13 protein-coding genes and 1 tRNA gene are annotated in these 16215 nt (G+C 67.6%); 7 read left to right on the top strand and 7 right to left on the bottom strand.

The annotated features are described in order from the left end of the window. Positions 1-266 precede the first annotated feature (266 nt). The 3 genes from RN02_RS17775 to RN02_RS17765 are packed head-to-tail and all read left to right on the top strand — an operon-like array spanning position 267 to position 2225. Positions 267-1070 carry an energy transducer TonB gene (locus RN02_RS17775; RefSeq protein WP_043315579.1) on the top strand — a complete coding sequence of 268 codons (804 nt, stop codon included), beginning with the start codon at positions 267-269 and terminating at the stop codon, positions 1068-1070. Positions 1071-1102: 32 nt separating this feature from the next. Continuing rightward, a complete protein-coding gene (locus RN02_RS17770) occupies positions 1103-1822 on the top strand; it encodes a MotA/TolQ/ExbB proton channel family protein (protein WP_043315577.1) in 720 nt (239 codons plus the stop codon). Between the two features lies 1 nt (position 1823). Beyond that, complete coding sequence (locus RN02_RS17765; RefSeq protein ID WP_009616955.1) at positions 1824-2225, top strand: ExbD/TolR family protein; 402 nt, start codon at positions 1824-1826, stop codon at positions 2223-2225. A 404-nt stretch (positions 2226-2629) separates the two neighbouring features. On the opposite strand, the gene RN02_RS17760 is transcribed toward RN02_RS17765, so the two are convergent. The 3 genes from RN02_RS17760 to RN02_RS17750 form a co-directional block, all read right to left on the bottom strand. Further along, the gene (locus RN02_RS17760) at positions 2630-4240 is read right to left on the bottom strand and encodes an arylsulfatase (RefSeq protein ID WP_043315575.1); all 1611 of its coding nucleotides are present in this window, start codon (positions 4238-4240) and stop codon (positions 2630-2632) included. 73 nt (positions 4241-4313) lie between these two features. Continuing rightward, positions 4314-5141: an ABC transporter ATP-binding protein gene (locus tag RN02_RS17755; RefSeq protein ID WP_043315572.1), complete on the bottom strand. Its 828-nt coding sequence runs from the start codon at positions 5139-5141 to the stop codon at positions 4314-4316. Then, positions 5138-6742 (bottom strand): ABC transporter permease, encoded by a 1605-nt coding sequence (locus RN02_RS17750; protein WP_043315570.1) that lies wholly within the window; start codon positions 6740-6742, stop codon positions 5138-5140. Before RN02_RS17750 ends, RN02_RS17755 begins: the two co-directional genes overlap by 4 nt. A 241-nt stretch (positions 6743-6983) precedes the next feature. Here RN02_RS17750 and RN02_RS17745 point away from each other — a divergent pair, with 241 nt between their 5' ends. Further along, entirely contained in the window at positions 6984-8045 is a 1062-nt protein-coding gene (locus tag RN02_RS17745; protein WP_043315567.1) for an ABC transporter substrate-binding protein, read from the top strand. A 174-nt stretch (positions 8046-8219) separates the two neighbouring features. Here RN02_RS17745 and RN02_RS17740 read toward each other — a convergent pair whose 3' ends face one another. Further along, entirely contained in the window at positions 8220-9140 is a 921-nt protein-coding gene (locus RN02_RS17740; RefSeq protein WP_009616950.1) for a LysR family transcriptional regulator, read from the bottom strand. Positions 9141-9486: 346 nt separating this feature from the next. On the opposite strand from RN02_RS17740, the gene RN02_RS17735 reads away from it, so the two are divergent. The 3 genes from RN02_RS17735 to RN02_RS17725 all read left to right on the top strand — a co-directional run bounded on the left by RN02_RS17735 (position 9487) and on the right by RN02_RS17725 (position 13820). Continuing rightward, complete coding sequence (locus tag RN02_RS17735; protein ID WP_152623777.1) at positions 9487-11880, top strand: TonB-dependent receptor; 2394 nt, start codon at positions 9487-9489, stop codon at positions 11878-11880. A 60-nt stretch (positions 11881-11940) separates the two neighbouring features. Further along, a complete protein-coding gene (locus tag RN02_RS17730; protein WP_043315565.1) occupies positions 11941-12843 on the top strand; it encodes a TauD/TfdA dioxygenase family protein in 903 nt (300 codons plus the stop codon). Positions 12844-12935: 92 nt separating this feature from the next. Then, positions 12936-13820, top strand: coding sequence for a TauD/TfdA dioxygenase family protein (locus RN02_RS17725; RefSeq protein WP_043315563.1), 885 nt, complete (start codon positions 12936-12938; stop codon positions 13818-13820). A gap of 54 nt (positions 13821-13874) precedes the next feature. Here the strand turns inward: RN02_RS17725 and RN02_RS17720 are convergent. From RN02_RS17720 to queE, 3 genes are all read right to left on the bottom strand, one after another. Then, a tRNA-Lys gene (locus RN02_RS17720) sits at positions 13875-13950 on the bottom strand. 59 nt (positions 13951-14009) lie between these two features. Further along, positions 14010-14684: a 7-cyano-7-deazaguanine synthase QueC gene (queC, locus tag RN02_RS17715; RefSeq protein WP_009616946.1), complete on the bottom strand. Its 675-nt coding sequence runs from the start codon at positions 14682-14684 to the stop codon at positions 14010-14012. 24 nt (positions 14685-14708) lie between these two features. Next, complete coding sequence (gene queE / locus RN02_RS17710) at positions 14709-15356, bottom strand: 7-carboxy-7-deazaguanine synthase QueE (RefSeq protein WP_043315561.1); 648 nt, start codon at positions 15354-15356, stop codon at positions 14709-14711. Positions 15357-16215 lie beyond the last annotated feature (859 nt).

Raw genomic sequence — 16215 nt, 5'->3', positions numbered from 1 at the left:
CCTGTCGCGAAGGCTCTGGAACGGGCTTCGGCGCCCAGCCCTGCGGGCATATTTTTCATGCCGCAAAGGCATGAAGGCTTCCAGCGGATCGACCAAGCCCTAGTGCCACGCCGCCTGGAGCGATCCGCACGAATCACTTATTCCTTAAGGAAATTTAAATAAGGCAAACAATTACTTTAATAGCTAAGTCGCTCCCTCAATCATCCAGCCCGTACCCGGTGCCTCCACGGTGCCGCGCTTTCGCTAGAAACCCGAGGAGATCGTCCATGGCCAACCCCCAGCCCGCCGTCGCGCAGGACCCGCTCCTGCGCCACGCGCCCGGTGGCGATATGGTCGAGCTGGGCCGGCCGCTGCGCCCGCCCCTGCAGCTGGTGCGCCACGTGCCGGCGAAACACAGTGTGCTGGGCCGCCGCGAAGCGCTGCTGCTCGGCCTGCTGGTCCTGACCCTGCATGGCTCCGTGGCCTACTGGCTGAGCCAGCAGCCCACGCCCAGGCTGCCCGAGGTGCCGCCGCAGGTACCGCCCATGACCATCGAATTCAGCGCTCCCACCCCGCCGGTGGTGGAACCGCCGCCACCCGAGCCGACGCCGCCGGTGGTGGAGGAACCGCCGCCGCCCGTGGTGGACGAGAACGCGGTGAAACCGCCGCCGCCCAAGCCGATCCCCAAGCCCAAGCCGAAACCGGTGGCCAAGACCAAACCCAAGCCGGTGGAACAGCCGCCCGCGCCGCCCAAGGCGGAAACCCCGCCGGCACCGCCCGCGCCCCCGGCTCCACCAGCGCCGGCCCCGGTCACGCCGCCCTCGGCCCACGCCGGCTACCTGCACAACCCGGCGCCGGAATACCCGGCCCTGGCGCAGCGCCGCGGCTGGGAAGGCACGGTGCTGCTGCGCGTCCACGTGCTGGCCAGCGGCGGCCCGAGCGAAATCCAGGTGCAGACCTCCAGCGGCCGCGAGGCTCTCGACCAGGCGGCGATCAAGGCCGTGCAACGCTGGAAGTTCGTACCCGCCAAACGCGGCGACGTGGCCCAGGACGGCTGGGTCAGCGTGCCCATCGACTTCAAACTGAATTGATCTGCGACCCGTTCGCACAGGAGAGAACCCCCATGAGTCTGCCCCTCAACCCCGTGGAATCCGTCGAAGGCGCGGTGATCTGGCTGCTGGCCGGCTTCTCCGTCCTCACCTGGAGCCTGGCCCTGGTCAAGGGCATCCAGTTCGGCCGGCAGAAATCCCAGGACCGCCGCTTCCAGAAGCAGTTCTGGGGCGCCACCAGCCTCGAATCGGCCGGCGAGCAGTCCGCCGGCCAACCCGGCGCCGGCGCTCGCGTGGCCCAGGCCGGCTTCGCAGCCATCCAGGTGCCGGACGGCAACCCGCATGACCTGGCCCAGTCGATCAACCACCAGGACCGCCTGGAGCGCGCCCTGCGCCAGCAGATCCAGCGCGAGCGGCGTTCCCTGGAGTCGGGCCTGGCGGTGCTCGCCTCGATCGGCTCGACCTCCCCCTTCATCGGCCTGTTCGGCACCGTGTGGGGCATCATGGAAGCGCTCAAGGGCATCAGCGCCGCAGGCTCGGCGAGCCTGGAAACCGTGGCCGGCCCGATCGGCTCGGCGCTGATCGCCACCGGCGTGGGCATCGCCGTCGCCGTGCCCGCGGTGCTGGTCTACAACTACTTCCTGCGCCGCCTGAAGCTCACCGCGGCCGACCTCGACGACTTCGCCCACGACTTCTACAGCCTCGCCCAGAAGAGCGCCTTCCGCGTCATCGTGCACCCCGCCACGGCCCGCAAGCCGGTGGCCGGCGGCAAAAGCGTGAAGGAGGCGAGCTGACATGGCCTTCTCGACCCAGGACAGCGACGAGGTTCTTTCCGAGATCAACGTCACCCCGCTGGTGGACGTGATGCTGGTGCTGCTGGTGGTGTTCATCGTCACCGCGCCGCTGCTGACCAACGCCATCCCGATCAACCTGCCCAAGACCGAATCGGTGGCCCCGCCGGAACAGAAGGATCCGCTGGTGGTGAGCATCGACGGCGCCGGCAAGTGGTTCATCAACAAGGACGAGATCCAGCCCGAGCTGCTGCAGGGCAGCCTGGAGGCGGCCAAGGCCAAGGAACCTGAACTGCGCGTGCAGTTGCAGGCCGACGAGGGTGTGAACTACGGCCAGGTGGCCAAGGCCATGGCCTCGATCGAAAAGGCCGGGATCACCAAGCTATCGGTGATTACGGCGCGCTGAGAGGTTCCGCGCGGATCTTCATGTAATACCCCATCGAAACATCCGTTCTTCCAGGTCGCTTTCTTCAACTCAGGCAGGGGAAAGCGGCCTTTTTTTATCTTCGCGAAAGAGCCTTGGGTATGCCGCGTTTCCCCGTAGCGGACCTTGTCCGCGATAGCCGGGCATCCCGGCGCGATTCGCGGATAAGATCCTACGCCCCCGGCAAACACAAGACCCGTAGGATGGCGTTGAGCGAAGCGATACCCATCACCATGGCCCGATGGGTATCGCAAGCTCAACCCATCCTACGAAGAGCACCTCGGCGCGGCCTGCAAGACACGATCGTGCTTCCTTGGTAAGGGCTTCCTGCAAAAAACAAAAAGCCCCGGGCATCGCTGCCCGGGGCTTTTTCGTCGCTCAGCGCATCACTTCACCAGGAACGGCGAAGCCCCTTCCACCACGCCGGTCTCGTTGACGTACTGCTTCCAATGCTCGATCAACTCCGCCAGCTTGCCCGGCTGGGCCTCGGCCAGGTCGTGGATCTCGCCCGGGTCCTTGCCCAGGTCGTACAGTTGCCAACTGGCCGGCCCCACCGGCGCGGGGATGTATACCGCCTTCCAGTCGCCCTGGCGGATGGCGCGCATGCCGAACAGCTCCCAGCCGGTCACGGTCTTCTCGTCGTGGGCGCGTTCGGTCTCGCCGGAGAGCCAGCCCAGCCAGGACTTGCCACGCGGCTCGGCGACCTCGCGGCCGCGCCAGCGCTTGCCCGGGTGGCGCACGCCGGCCAGGTCGAGGAGGGTCGGGGTGATGTCCATGACGGTGGCGAACTGCTCGCTGATCACGCCCTGGCGCGCCAGCTGCGGATAGCGCACGAAAGCCGGCACGCGGATGCCGCCCTCGGTGGTGAAGGCCTTGAACAGCCGCGACGGCGCGGTGGCCGCCTGGGCCCAGCGCGGGCCGTACCAGACGTAGGAGTTGGCGCGGCCGATGTTCTCCAGGCTGTTGTCGTAGTGCTGGTCGAGGAAGCCCAGCAGGTCCGGGCCGAACTTCGGGAAGGCCTCCAGCAGCGCGCCCTCGGCGCCGTTGTCGGACATGAACAGGACGAAGGTGTTGTCCAGCTCGCCCTGCCGGCGCAGGTAGTCGACCACCCGGCCGATGTTCCAGTCCATGCGCTCGATCATGGCCGCGTAGACCTCCATGGCCCGCGCCGACTTGGCCCGCTCCTCGTCGCTCAGCGCTTCCCACTCGCGGCTGATGGCGAGCACCGGGTGCGCCTCGACGTCGTGCGCCACCAGGCCCAGCGCCTTGAGCCGGGCCAGGCGCTCCTGGCGCAGCGCCTCGGGGCCGGCGTCGTAGCGGCCGCGGTACTTGTCCACCACCTCCTTGGGCGCCTGCAACGGCCAGTGCGGCGCGGAGAACGGCAGGTAGGCGAAGAACGGCCGCGCCTGGTCGCGTTCCTTGAGGTACTGCAGCAGCTTGTCGCCGAAGGCGTCGGAGGAATAGAAGCCCTCGGGCAACTGCTCGACGAACTGGTCATCCTCGATGTAGAGCGCCGGCGTGCCCTTGAGGATGCGCGGCGTGCTTTCGTCGTAGGGCGGTTCGTAGCCGTAGTGGTTGGCGGCGCCGGGCAGCAGCGAGAAGGAACGCTCGAAGCCGCGCGCGTGGGGCGCCTGCTCGGCCTTCAGGCCCAGGTGCCACTTGCCGGCCATCAGCGTCTGGTAGCCGGCCTCGCGCAGCAGTTCGGGCAGCGCCACCACGCGGTCGTTGAGGTAACCCTCGTAGCCGGGCTTGCCTTCCAGCTCCGGGGTCAGCGCCTCGGCCATGGTGCCGATGCCGGCGATATGGTGGTCGGTGCCGGTGAGCAGCATCGAGCGCGTCGGCGAGCAGGTCGGCGCGGTGTGGAAGTCGGTCAGGCGCAGGCCGGCGTGGGCCAGGGCGTCGAGGTTGGGCGTGGCGATCTCGCCGCCGAAGGCGCCGATGTCGGAGAAGCCGAGGTCGTCGGCGACTATCACCAGGAAGTTGGGGCGTTTGCTCATGTCGAAGCTCGGTTGGTGTTTGGGGTAGGTCTTGTAGGAGCGAGCTTGCTCCTACAAAAAAAGAAGAGGCGCCTCAGCAGGCGATGAACTCGAACGGCAGGTTCTCCACCCGCCTGGGCTGCGGCGCGAGGTAGTCGCCATCGCCGGTCAGCTCGTGCAGCAGCTCCTCGCGCAGGCGCAGGAAGTCGAAGCCGCCGCGCTCGCGCGGGTGCGCCAGGGGCACCTCGACGATGCGCTTGATGCGCCCCGGGCGCGGCGCCATCACCACCACGCGGTCGGCCAGGAACAGCGCCTCCTCCACGTCGTGGGTCACCAGCAGGGTGGTGATGCGCTCGCGCTCGCGGATGCGCAGCAGTTCTTCCTGCAACTGCTGGCGGGTCAGCGCGTCGAGGGCGCCGAAGGGTTCGTCCAGCAGCAGGATGCGCGGGCTGGCCACCAGACCGCGGGCGATGGCCACGCGCTGGGCCATGCCGCCGGAGAGCTGGTGCGGGTAGGCGCGGTTGAACGCGGACAGGCCGACCAGTTCGAGGTAGTCGGCGACCTTGCGCGCCCTGCCCTCCTCGCTCAGCGGCTCGTTGACCAGGCCCAGGGCGACGTTCTGCTCCACCGTCAGCCAGGGGAACAGGCGGTGCTCCTGGAACACGATGCCACGCTCGCCGCCGATGCCGTCGATGGCCTTGTCGCCGATGCGGATCTCGCCGCGGTACTCGCGGTCCAGGCCCACCAGCAGGCGCAGCAGGGTGGACTTGCCGCAGCCGCTGGCGCCGACGATGGCGATGAACTCGCCCACGGCGATGTCCAGGTCGAAGCGCTGGATGGCCTCCAGTTGCCGGCCGTCCACCGGGAAGCTCTTGCCGACCTGGCGGAAGCTCACCAGCGGCGCGGAAGTAAAAGCGTTCATGCGTGTCTCCAGCGCGTGGCGCGCGCTTCGATGCGTTGTCCGAGGGCGCCGAGCAGGGCGCCGGTGAGGCCGACCAGGAGCATCCCGGCGCTGACCAGGTCCATGCGGAACAGCTGCTGGGCGCCGATCATCAGGCTGCCGATGCCGCCGTCCGAGGGCATGAAGTACTCGGCGCCGATGGTGCCCAGCCAGGCGTAGATCAGGCCCAGGCGCAGGCCGGCGAAGATCGACGGCGCCGCGCCCGGCAGGACCAGGCGGCGCAGGCGCTGCCAGGGCGACAGGCGCAGCACGCGGGCGGCCTCGCCCAGTTGCGCCGGCAGGCTGGCGATGCCGCGCTGGGTGGCCAGCAGCAGCGGGAAGAAACTGGCCAGGGCGACGAACACCACCTTGGCCGCCTCGCCCAGGCCGAACCAGGCGGTGAGCAGCGGCACCCAGGCGAAGATCGCCACCTGGCGCAGGGCCGAGAACGACGGGCCGAGCAGGCGCTCCGCCGGGCGCCACAGCCCCAGCGCCAGGCCCAGCAGGAAACCGGCGCCGCCGCCCAGCAGCAGGCCCAGCAGGGAGCGCTGCAGGCTGGCCAGCAAGGCCGTCGGCAGGCTGCCATCGAGCAGGCCGCGCCAGGTGGCCTCGACCACCGCGGCGGGGCTGGCGAGGATAGCCGGATCGACCCACTGGCCGACGCTCGCCGCCTGCCACAGGCCGACCAGCGCCAGCGGCAGCAGCCAGGGCTGCAGGCGCTGCCAGCCCTGGCCACGGACGCCACGGCGGAACTCGCCGGCGGCCTGCTGCGGCCAGTGCACCAGGCGCCGCTCCAAAGCCTGGATGCCCTGGTCCATGGCCGCGCCCACCAGGCCGATGACGAGGATGCAGACGAACACCACGTCGAGCATGAACAGTTGGCGGCTCTGCACCATCAGGTAGCCGATGCCCTCGCTGGAGGCCAGCAGCTCCACCGCCAGCAGCGAGGTCCAACCCTGGGCCAGGGCCAGGCGCACGCCGGTGAGGAAGGCCGGCAGCGCCGCCGGCAACAGCAACCGACGCACCAGCAGCGGCGGCGGCAGGCGCAGCACGGCGGCGGCCTCGCGCAGCCTGGGCTGGGCATCGCGCACGCCGACCAGGGTATGCAGCGCCACCGGGACTATCACCGCCTTGACCAGCACCACCAGCTTGAGCAGTTCGCCGATGCCGAAGAACAGCATGAACAGCGGGATCCAGGCCAGCGTGGGGACCTGCGCCAGGGCCAGGAAGGTCGGCAGCACGAAGCGCTCGGCGCGGCGGCTGAAGCCCAGCCAGGCGCCCAGCGCCGCGCCGCTGGCGATGCCGGCGAGCAGGCCCCAGCACAGCCGCTGCAGGCTGATCCACAGCTGCTGCCAGAGTTCGCCGGCGAACAGCTCGCGGGCGCTCTGCCAGACCAGCGACGGCGCCGGCAGTATCTGCGCGGACATCCAGTGCTGGGTGGCGGCCAGCCACCAGAGAACGAACAGGGCCACCGGCAACAGCCAGGGCAGCAAGCGCGGGGCGATCAGCGCCAGCCGCTGCGAGGCGGCAGCGCTTGCGGTGGGGTACACAGGCAAGGCGAGTGCCTTAGAAATATTCTTCATTGGAATATGAAAAAATCTATCAATGCATTTATGAGCTAAGAGTCCCCATTTAAGGGAAGCCTCCCCAGCGCGGCCAATGCATTCGACGAATATTTTTTATGCCTTTCGTGCATTCGCCCGGCAGCGGGGATGCGGACTGACTTATCTCCACAAATTATTAAAAAATAAATTTTTATTATTTTATTAATCATCCATGACCTGCCTTAGTGCCTTTCCCATTCCCCCGCAGGAGGCAGGCGCCATGAAGGCCCTCACCCACCCGTTGCTGTCGCTCTTCGCCGCCCCGGTGCTCGCCGGGCTGCTCGGCGCTTACGCCCCGTTCACCAGCGCCGCCGAAGCGCCGAAGGAAATCCGCATCGCCGTGCCCGACGTGGGCGCCGGGCAGAACCATTCCGGCGGCGGCCTCGTCGACGTGCTCTACACCCGCAAGCTGCTGGAGAAGGAGTTCGCCAACGACGGCATCCAGATCAAGTGGACCTACTTCAAGGGCGCCGGCCCGGTGATCAACGAGGCCTTCGCCAACGGCCAGGTGGACTTCGCCTACCTCGGCGACCTGGCGGCCATCATCGGCAAGGCCAGCGGCCTGGACACCCGCCTGCTGGCCGCCACCGGGCGCGGCGTCAATCACTACCTGGGCGTGCAGCCGGGCTCGGGGATCAAGACCCTGACCGACCTCAAGGGCAAGCGCGTGGGCATCTTTCGCGGCACCGCCAGCCAACTGTCGTTCGACAACGCCCTGGCCAGCGTGGGCCTGAGCGAGAAGGACCTGAAAGTCATCAGCCTGGACTTCAACGCCGCCCTGGCGGCTCTGGCGGCCAAGCAGATCGACGCCACCTGGGGCCTGGCCGGCCTCTTCGCCCTGCGCGAGAAGGGCCTGGCGGAAATCCCCCTGAGTACCCGCGACCTCGGCGGCGCCGGCACCCTGCAAGCCGTGCTGGTAGGCAACGGCGCCTTCGTCGACGCCCACCCGGAAATCACCCAGCGCCTGCTCAAGGTGGAACTGCAGGCCCTGGCCTGGGCCGGCGCCGAGGAAAACCACGCGGCCTTCATCGACCTGGTGTCGAACCAGGCCGGCTACCCGCCGATCATCCTGCAGACCGAATACAAGGACCGCCCGCTGGCCGAGGCCCTGTCGCCGCAACTGGACGCCGGCTTCCTCGGCCAGCTCGACGCCTCGATCCAGGCGGCCAGGCAGTACGGCCTGATCCGCCGCGACTTCAAGGCCGCCGACTGGGCCAGGCCGGACTACCTGGCGGCCGCCGCCAAGCTGGCTGCGGCGCAGCCGGTGGCGCAGGTGCGGTGATTGAGCTCGCAGCAGCCTGCGAGCTCAATCGCGGATAACGCCCAGGTCAACCCCGGCGCCGCCGGGCACCAAGGCCAAACGGCGGATAACGCGGAGCGTTATTCGCCCTACGCCAAGCCCACCGTAGGGCGTATAACCGTTCGCGGTTATCCGCCGCCCCCTCCCCGCAAACCTTCACGCCACCGCACTCCGCTCTTCCTCATCCAACTCCACCAACATCTCGATCAACGCCCGCGCCGCCGCCGAAAGGCGGTAGCCGGTACGGCTGACGATCCCACAGCGCGCCTGCAGGCTGTCGATGTTGTGCGGCAGGTTACGCAGATGCAGGCGCGCCACCTCGCCATTGGCCAGCGCATGCCGTAAACCATCCTCGCTGCCCACGCCAATGGCGTCGGTCTGGCTGACGATGCGCACCAGCGAGCCCAGGTGCTCGCACTGGATGTTCGCCTGCAGGTCGCTCTTGCCGCTGAGGTTGGCCAGCAACTTGCGGATGCCCGGCGGCATCCGCGCCGAGGCCAGCGGGTAGGCGAACAGGTCGTTGGTGGACAGGCTCTCCTTGGCCAGCAGCGGGTGCCCGGTGCGGCAGAAGAAGAAGCCCCGGCGCGGGCTCAGCGGCCGTGTCTGGAAGCCGGGGTCGGCCTCGAAGTGGCGGATGTCGGCGATGAAGAACTCGATCTCGTCGCGCAGCAGGCTGCGCGACAGACGCTCCCAGTTGTCCACCTGGAAATCGATCTGCAGCCGCGGGTGGCGCCGGATCAGCCGCGCCACCGCGTCGGGCACCAGTTTCTGCGCCGGCGCCGGCCCGCAGCCGAAGTGCAGCTCGCCGGCATCCAGCTTGTTCAACTGGGTGATTTCCTGGGTCAGGTTGGCCGCCCCCTGCACCAGGCGCAGCGCGTGCTGCAGCACCACCTGGCCTTCCGGCGTGGGGCGCAGCTCCTTGCTGCCGCGGTCCACCAGTTGGCAGCCCAGCTCCTGCTCCAGGCCCTGGATGCTGCGGCTGAAGGCCGGCTGGGTGATGCCCATGGCATCGGCCGCGCGGACGAAACTGCGGTGTTCGGTGAGGGCGATGAAGTAACGCAGTTGGCGCAGATCCATGATGCTTTACCGGCATTGAAAATATTGGACAAAGGCATTTGCCCTCGGGGATGCGCTGGTTTTAAATGCAAGCTCTTATTCCGTCAACGAAGAATAAAACTTAAATTTATTCTTTTAAGAAATAAGAATATGCCCCTCGACCAGGAGCCCCCAATGGCCTTGCACCCTTTCGCCCCACGCCTGTTGCCAGCACGAATGCTTCCCTCTCGCGGCTGTAGCCGCTGAGTCCCGGCGTCGCCGGACGACGCCCACCGATTAGAAGAGAGCCGTTTTCGCCATGCCCCGCATGGCGCGGCCCCCTGTTGCCCGCGATCCGCCGGGCAGTGCCTGATGCAAGGAAAAGACGATGAGCCAGAGTGCTTCGCTGCAAACCCCGTTCACGCTGCGCCCCGGCCGAACCCGACCCGGCGCCCCCGACTACGCCCTGGCCCTGCTGCTGGCCCTGGGCGCGCTGCCGCTGCAGGCCGCCGAGCAGGACGAGGCCAGCACCACGCCCGAGGCCGCCAGCGGCGCCGACAAGGGCACCAGCACCCAGGCCACTGCCCTGGGCAAGGTCACGGTCACCGCCCGGCGCCGCGAGGAAGACTCGCAGAAGGTGCCCACGCCGATCACCGTGCTCGACGGCGCCACCCTGGAGAACCAGCGCATCACCAAGGTGCAGGACCTGCAGCAGGTGCTGCCCAGCGTCAACGTCGCCTACATCCACGCCCGCCAGTCGAGCATCGCCGTGCGCGGCATCGGCAACAACCCGGCCAGCGACGGCCTGGAGGGCTCCGCCGGGGTCTACCTGGACAACGTCTACCTGGGCCGCCCGGGCATGGCGGTGTTCGACCTGCTGGACATCGAGCAGCTGGAGCTGCTGCGCGGCCCGCAGGGCACGCTGTTCGGCAAGAACACCACCGCCGGCGTGCTGAACATCAGCACCCGCGCGCCGACCTTCACCCCCGAGCGCACGGTGGAGGTCTCCGGCGGCCAGGAAGGCTACTTCCAGGGCCGCGGCACCGTCTCCGGGCCACTCACCGACGAACTGGCCGGGCGCGTTTCCGCCTACCGCACGCGCAGCGACGGCTACATCACCAACATCCACGACGACAACAAGCTCAACGGCGGCGAGCGCCAGGGCATCCGCGGCCAGCTGCTGTACAAGCCCAGCGAGGACTTCAGCCTGCGCTGGATCAGCGAGTACAACGAGGAGGACTCCAGCAACGGCAGCATGGTGGTCTACGGCGCCGCCCCGCGCTTCTGGCAGCGCGCCGCGCTGGTCGGCGCCTCGCCGATCGCCGATCCGGACCGGCACAAGGTCAACATCGACAGCCGCCAGCACGTCAGCGTGCACCAGGGCGGCAGCTCGGTGGAGGCCAATTGGAAGCTGGCCAACGACTTCACCCTGACCTCCATCAGCGCCTACCGCTTCTGGAACTTCACCCCGGCCAACGACGAACAGTTGAACGTCTCGGCGATCCGCAATACCGGGGTGGCGGTGCGCGACCGCCAGTTCTCCCAGGAAATCCGCCTGGCCTCGCCCACCGGCGGCGCCTTCGACTATGTGGTCGGCGCCTACGCGTTCAACCAGAACCTGGGCAACAAGACCTTCACCGACTACGGCCCCTTCGCCGACAGCTACCTGCTGGGGAGCAACCTCAACGCCCTGAACGACACCTCCAGCAAGGCCAACGGCAAGATCGAGACCGACAGCTTCGCGCTCTTCTCCCAGGGCACCTGGCACCTCACCGACAAGCTCGACTTCACCGCCGGCCTGCGCGGCACCTACGAGGAGAAGGACGCCAAGGTGAAGCGCTACGCGCCGGTGGGCGGCGCGCCCGTGAGCGGCGCCAGCGCGGTGGTGCGCAACGGCCAACTGGGCGCCTACGATTCCGGCGACCTCAGCGTCTACAGCTTCGCCCCCTCGGCGCTGCTCAGCCTGAGCTACCAGTTCAGCGACGAGCTGCTGGGCTATGCCTCGCTGTCCCACGGCGAGAAGTCCGGCGGGGTGAACCTGGCGGTGGCCAGCGCGCCGAGCGCCGGCGCCGACTCGCTGCTGGTCGGCCCGGAACGCGCCAACGATGCCGAACTGGGGATCAAGTCGACGCTGCTCGACCGCCGCCTGCAGCTCAACGCCAACATCTTCTGGACCGGCATCCACGGCTACCAAGCCACCACCCTGTACCAGCCGGCCGGCTCCACCCAACTGGTGCAGGTGCTGTCCAACGCCGGCAGCGTGCGCTCCCGCGGCCTGGAGCTGGAGGCCACCGCCCTGCCGCTGCGCGGCCTGACGCTGAACTTCAACGGCTCCTACAACGACGTCAGCTACCTGTCGTTCAAGGACGCCCCGTGCCCGGCCGAGATCAGCACCCAGTCCGGCGCCCCGGCCAGCTGCGACCTCACCGGCAAGCGCGTGGTCGGCGCCTCGAAATGGATCGCCAACCTCAACGGCGAATACAAGTGGCAGCTGGCCAACCGCTTCGAGCCCTACGTCAACGCCAGCTATTCGTATCGCTCCGAGGCCGAGGGCACGCTGGACGATTCCGACCTCTCGAAGATCCCCGGCTACGGCCTGGCGAACTTCTCCGTGGGCGTGCGCCACGACCTGGGCGACGGCCAGCTGGACGCCTCGGTGTGGCTGAAGAACGCCTTCGACAAGGACTACTACCTGGCCGCCTTCGCCAGCATCAACGGCTCCTACACCGCCTCGGTGGGCCAGCCGCGCACCCTGGGCGCCTCGGTCCGCTACGACTTCTGATCCCACTCGCCGCCCCGCGCGGCTCCTTGCAGTACCACCTACAGCAATGAGGAACACGAGATGAGCAACGCAGCACAAGCCATTCGACCCGCCGTACAACTCGACATCCACCCGGTGGCCGGGCGCATCGGCGCCGAGATCCGCGGGGTGACGCTTTCCGGCCAGTTGGACGCAGCCACGGTCGAGGCCATCCAGGCCGCCCTGGTGAAGCACAAGGTGATCTTCTTCCGCGGCCAGAGCCAGCTCGACGACCAGGGCCAGGAAGCCTTCGCCAAGCTGCTCGGCGAGCCGGTGGCGCACCCGACGGTGCCGGTGCGCGACGGCACCGAATACCTGCTCGAACTGGACGGCGCCGAAGGCCGCCGGGCCAACTCCTGGCACACCGACGTGACCTTCGTCGAGGCTTACCCGAAGGCCTCGATCCTGCGCAACGTGGTGGCCCCGCAGGCCGGCGGCGACACCGTCTGGGCCAACACCGCGAGCGCCTACGACGACCTCAGCGACGAACTCAAGGCCCTGGCCGACAAGCTCTGGGCGGTGCACAGCAACGAATACGACTACGCCGCCATCAAACCCAACGCCGACCCGGCGCGCCTGGAGCAGTACCGCAAGGTCTTCACCTCCACCGTCTACGAGACCGAGCACCCGGTGGTGCGCGTGCACCCCGTCAGCGGCGAACGCAACCTGTTGCTGGGGCACTTCGTGAAGCGCCTGAAAGGCCTGTCGCAGCACGATTCGCAGCACCTGTTCGCGGTGCTGCAGAGCCACGTCACCCGCCTGGAGAACACCGTGCGCTGGCGCTGGCAGGCCGGCGACGTGGCCATCTGGGACAACCGCGCCACCCAGCACTACGCGGTGGACGACTACGGCACCCAGCCGCGCATCGTGCGGCGCGTGACCTTGGCCGGCGAGGTGCCGGTGGGGGTGGATGGGCAGCGGAGCCGGACTGTCAGGAAAGTTTGAGTCCTGCTTTCAAGAGCCCCTCTCCCTAACCCTCTCCCTGAAGGGAGAGGGCTGGGGAGAGGGCAACCCAAGCCCATACGGAGCACCAGACCATGAGCCAATCCGCCGCCCTGAAGATCGCCCCCGCCCCCTTCACCATCATCCCCCTCGACGCCCCGCTGGGCGCCGAGGTGCGCGGCCTGGACGCCCGCCAGCCGCTGACGCCCGAGCAGATCCTGGCGATCAAGCAGGCCCACCGCGACCACCACATCCTGATCTTCAGGAACCAGCAACTGGACGATCGGCAGTACCTGAATTTCGCCACCCTGTTCGGCGCGGTGTTCCAGCCGCCGGCGGACGTGCCGGTGCTGTCTTCCGGCACCGACGGCAAGGCTCCGGACATCGTCAAGGTGGCCAATACCGGCGATGGCGAACTGGGCAACTTCGCCCTGCCCGCGCACATCGACCACCAGTGGACGCCGCTGCCCTCCTCCGGCTCCTTCCTCTACGCGCTGGAAGTGCCGAGCCAGGGCGGCGAAACCCTGTTCACCAACCTGGCGCTCGCCTACCAGAGCCTGGACGCAGCCACGCGCAAGGAAATCGACGACCTGCGGCTGATCAGCTACAACCCCTTCGTGCGTCTGAAGAACGGCTATTCGGGCGGCTTCGTCACCTACCGCACCCCGGACATCGAGCCGATCCAGGGCACCGAACACCCGCTGGTGCGCACCCATCCGGAAAGCGGCAAGCGCGTGCTCTACCTCAGCGTCCACACCGAAGTGGAAATCCCCGGCCACGAGCCGCAGCAGGGCAAGGCCCTGGTCGAGCGCCTGCGCGCCCACCTGCAGAAGCCGGAGCTGATCTACAGCCACAAATGGCAGGTCGGCGACATCGTCTGGTGGGACAACCAGGCCACTCTGCACGGCCGCAACGCCTTCCCGGCCAGCGAGCGGCGCCGCCTGAAGCGCATCAGCCTGGGCGGCAGCCGGCCGTTCTGAGTTTCCCGCGGGCAAAGAAAAAGCCCCTGGCCGATGGCCAGGGGCTTTGCGAAGTGGTGGGTCGTGTAGGATTCGAACCTACGACCAATTGGTTAAAAGCCAACTGCTCTACCGACTGAGCTAACGACCCAACGCGAGGCGTATAATACTGATTTCTAACGCAAAAACAACACCTTTACGAAAAATTTTTCAGAAATATCGCGTAGGGTCTGAAATTCCCGCCGCGGCGAAGCCTTCGGCGCGCAGGCGGCAACTGTCGCACTTGCCGCAGGCGCGGCCTGCGTCGTCCGCCTGGTAGCAGCTCACGGTGAGCGCATAGTCTACGCCGCGGGCCACGCCGGCCTGGATGATCTGCGCCTTGGAGAGGAACTGCAGCGGCGCCTGGATGCGGAAACCATCGCCTTCCACTCCCGCCTTGGTGGCCAGGTTGGCCATGCGCTCGAAGGCCTCGACGAACTCGGGGCGGCAGTCCGGGTAGCCGGAATAGTCCACGGCGTTGACGCCGATGAAGATGTCCCGCGCACCGAGCACCTCGGCCCAGCCCAGGGCCAGGGAAAGGAACACGGTGTTGCGCGCCGGCACGTAGGTCACCGGGATGCCCTCGCTGGGCGCCTCGGGCACGGCGATGCTGCTGTCGGTCAGCGCCGAGCCGCCGATGCCGTCGAGGTTCAGACCGATGACCTTGTGCTCGACCACGCCCAACTGGCGGGCCACGCGCTCGGCGGCCTGGAGTTCGGCGCGGTGGCGCTGGCCATAGTCGAAGCTCATGCTGTAGCAGGCGTAGCCCTCGGCCTTGGCCATGGCTACCACGGTGGCGGAGTCGAGCCCGCCGGAGAGCAGGATGACGGCTTTCTTCTGAGTCATGTGGTTACCCTTCCCGTCCGCGTCTCAGCGGCCCGGTTCGTCGTTCCAGAGAATCTTGTGCAGTTGCATCTGGAAGCGCACCGGCAGGTTGTCGGCGACTATCCAGTCGGCCAGCTCGCGCGGCGCCAGCTGGTGATGGCTCGGCGAGAACAGCACTTCGCCGGCACGCTCGTCGAGGCGGTATTCGATCAGCTTGGACACCGCCCAGTCGTAGTCCTCGCGGGAGCAGAGGACGAACTTGACCTGGTCGTTGCCGGTGAGCTCGGCGATGTTCTCGTAGCGGTTGCGGCACACCTCGCCGGAGCCCGGGGTCTTCAGGTCGAGCACCCGGCTGACGCGGCGGTCGGTGGCGGAGATGTCCAGCGCGCCGCTGGTTTCCAGGGATACCGAGTAACCGGCGTCGCACAGGCGCTGCAGCAGCGGCAGGCAGTTGGGTTGCGCCAGCGGCTCGCCGCCGGTGACGCAGACATAGCGCGGCCGGTAGCCGGCGACGGTTTCGAGGATGCTGTCCAGGCTGCGGATCTCGCCGCCACTGAAGGCGTAGGCGGAGTCGCAGTACTGGCAACGCAGGGGGCAGCCGGTCAGGCGCACGAACACGGTCGGCAATCCGACGGTGCGCGCTTCCCCCTGCAGCGAGTAGAAGATCTCGGTGATTCGCAGGGTCTGTTGCATATCAGCCACGGGCGTGACGGCGACACAGGCCATCCGCCTCCGTTGCGGTGTAATCGAACGAACGCCAGGCGTTCGGGAATTCCCGGGCGGGCAGACATCAGCCGAGCTGAAACCGCTCCGCGGCTCCGGGTGGCGGCGATTCTAACGGAAAACCAGGTGTTCGGCGCGTGGTGTCGTTCGTTCGGGCGGTAGCTGGGTGGGCGCGGCTTTTCGTAGGAGCGAGCTTGCTCGCGAACAGTAGTTACCGGTGACGTAGGTGTTGGGTTCAAGAGCGCCCTCTCCCCAGCCCTCTCCCTGAAGGGAGAGGGGGCTGTTCGGAGCGTGCGGGGAGTTCGGAGTCATCCCGGAACGCCTGCCTCCTCTCGTCATTCCCGAGAACGCGAACTCAGGGTTCGCGAGCAAGCTCGCTCCTACGAAAAGCAAAAAGCGCGTTTGCTCTTGGACTTCCAGAGAAACACCCGAGCGCACCGAAACGCCCCTTCAGAAGGCCGAGCGAAACCGGCGCTCAGGAGGTCATGCGACATGGATGTCGCGGGAGCCCCGATGGGCTACAGGGACGTACCCTCGGGGCGGGCCTCCGTGGCGGGGGAATTCGTGAGGGTAGCCCGGCTCCATCGGGCCCGTATGCGGGGCAAGCCTTTTTGGTTCCTTTTGTGGCGTTTGACAAAAGGGACTCGCCCGAGGGGGCGAAACAAAAAATCTCCGCAGACTCGGTGCGGCGCGCTACACCGAGCAAGAAGGCAGCTGGGTTCCCGCGTTCGCGCACTGCTGTCCGGCACGCCTCATGCTATTAACAGCTGCCCCTGACGCAGGTTGATCTCGCGCATTCGCTCTTGCCGTCGTCGGTAACGTTCAGCCT

Origin of the sequence: Pseudomonas sp. PI1 (assembly GCF_000812405.1) — a bacterium.
Classification (GTDB): domain Bacteria; phylum Pseudomonadota; class Gammaproteobacteria; order Pseudomonadales; family Pseudomonadaceae; genus Pseudomonas; species Pseudomonas citronellolis.
This window is presented reverse-complemented; position numbering and strand designations above follow the sequence as displayed.

What these genes read in the sequence shown, in the direction of transcription:
- queE (WP_043315561.1), bottom strand. Translation starts at nt 15,356, where the DNA reads ATGCAACAGACCCTGCGAATCACCGAGATCTTCTACTCGCTGCAGGGG.
- RN02_RS17725 (WP_043315563.1), top strand. Translation starts at nt 12,936, where the DNA reads ATGAGCCAATCCGCCGCCCTGAAGATCGCCCCCGCCCCCTTCACCATC.
- RN02_RS17740 (WP_009616950.1), bottom strand. Translation starts at nt 9,140, where the DNA reads ATGGATCTGCGCCAACTGCGTTACTTCATCGCCCTCACCGAACACCGC.
- RN02_RS17730 (WP_043315565.1), top strand. Translation starts at nt 11,941, where the DNA reads ATGAGCAACGCAGCACAAGCCATTCGACCCGCCGTACAACTCGACATC.
- RN02_RS17750 (WP_043315570.1), bottom strand. Translation starts at nt 6,742, where the DNA reads ATGAAGAATATTTCTAAGGCACTCGCCTTGCCTGTGTACCCCACCGCA.
- RN02_RS17755 (WP_043315572.1), bottom strand. Translation starts at nt 5,141, where the DNA reads ATGAACGCTTTTACTTCCGCGCCGCTGGTGAGCTTCCGCCAGGTCGGC.
- RN02_RS17735 (WP_152623777.1), top strand. Translation starts at nt 9,487, where the DNA reads ATGAGCCAGAGTGCTTCGCTGCAAACCCCGTTCACGCTGCGCCCCGGC.
- queC (WP_009616946.1), bottom strand. Translation starts at nt 14,684, where the DNA reads ATGACTCAGAAGAAAGCCGTCATCCTGCTCTCCGGCGGGCTCGACTCC.
- RN02_RS17775 (WP_043315579.1), top strand. Translation starts at nt 267, where the DNA reads ATGGCCAACCCCCAGCCCGCCGTCGCGCAGGACCCGCTCCTGCGCCAC.
- RN02_RS17765 (WP_009616955.1), top strand. Translation starts at nt 1,824, where the DNA reads ATGGCCTTCTCGACCCAGGACAGCGACGAGGTTCTTTCCGAGATCAAC.
- RN02_RS17745 (WP_043315567.1), top strand. Translation starts at nt 6,984, where the DNA reads ATGAAGGCCCTCACCCACCCGTTGCTGTCGCTCTTCGCCGCCCCGGTG.
- RN02_RS17770 (WP_043315577.1), top strand. Translation starts at nt 1,103, where the DNA reads ATGAGTCTGCCCCTCAACCCCGTGGAATCCGTCGAAGGCGCGGTGATC.
- RN02_RS17760 (WP_043315575.1), bottom strand. Translation starts at nt 4,240, where the DNA reads ATGAGCAAACGCCCCAACTTCCTGGTGATAGTCGCCGACGACCTCGGC.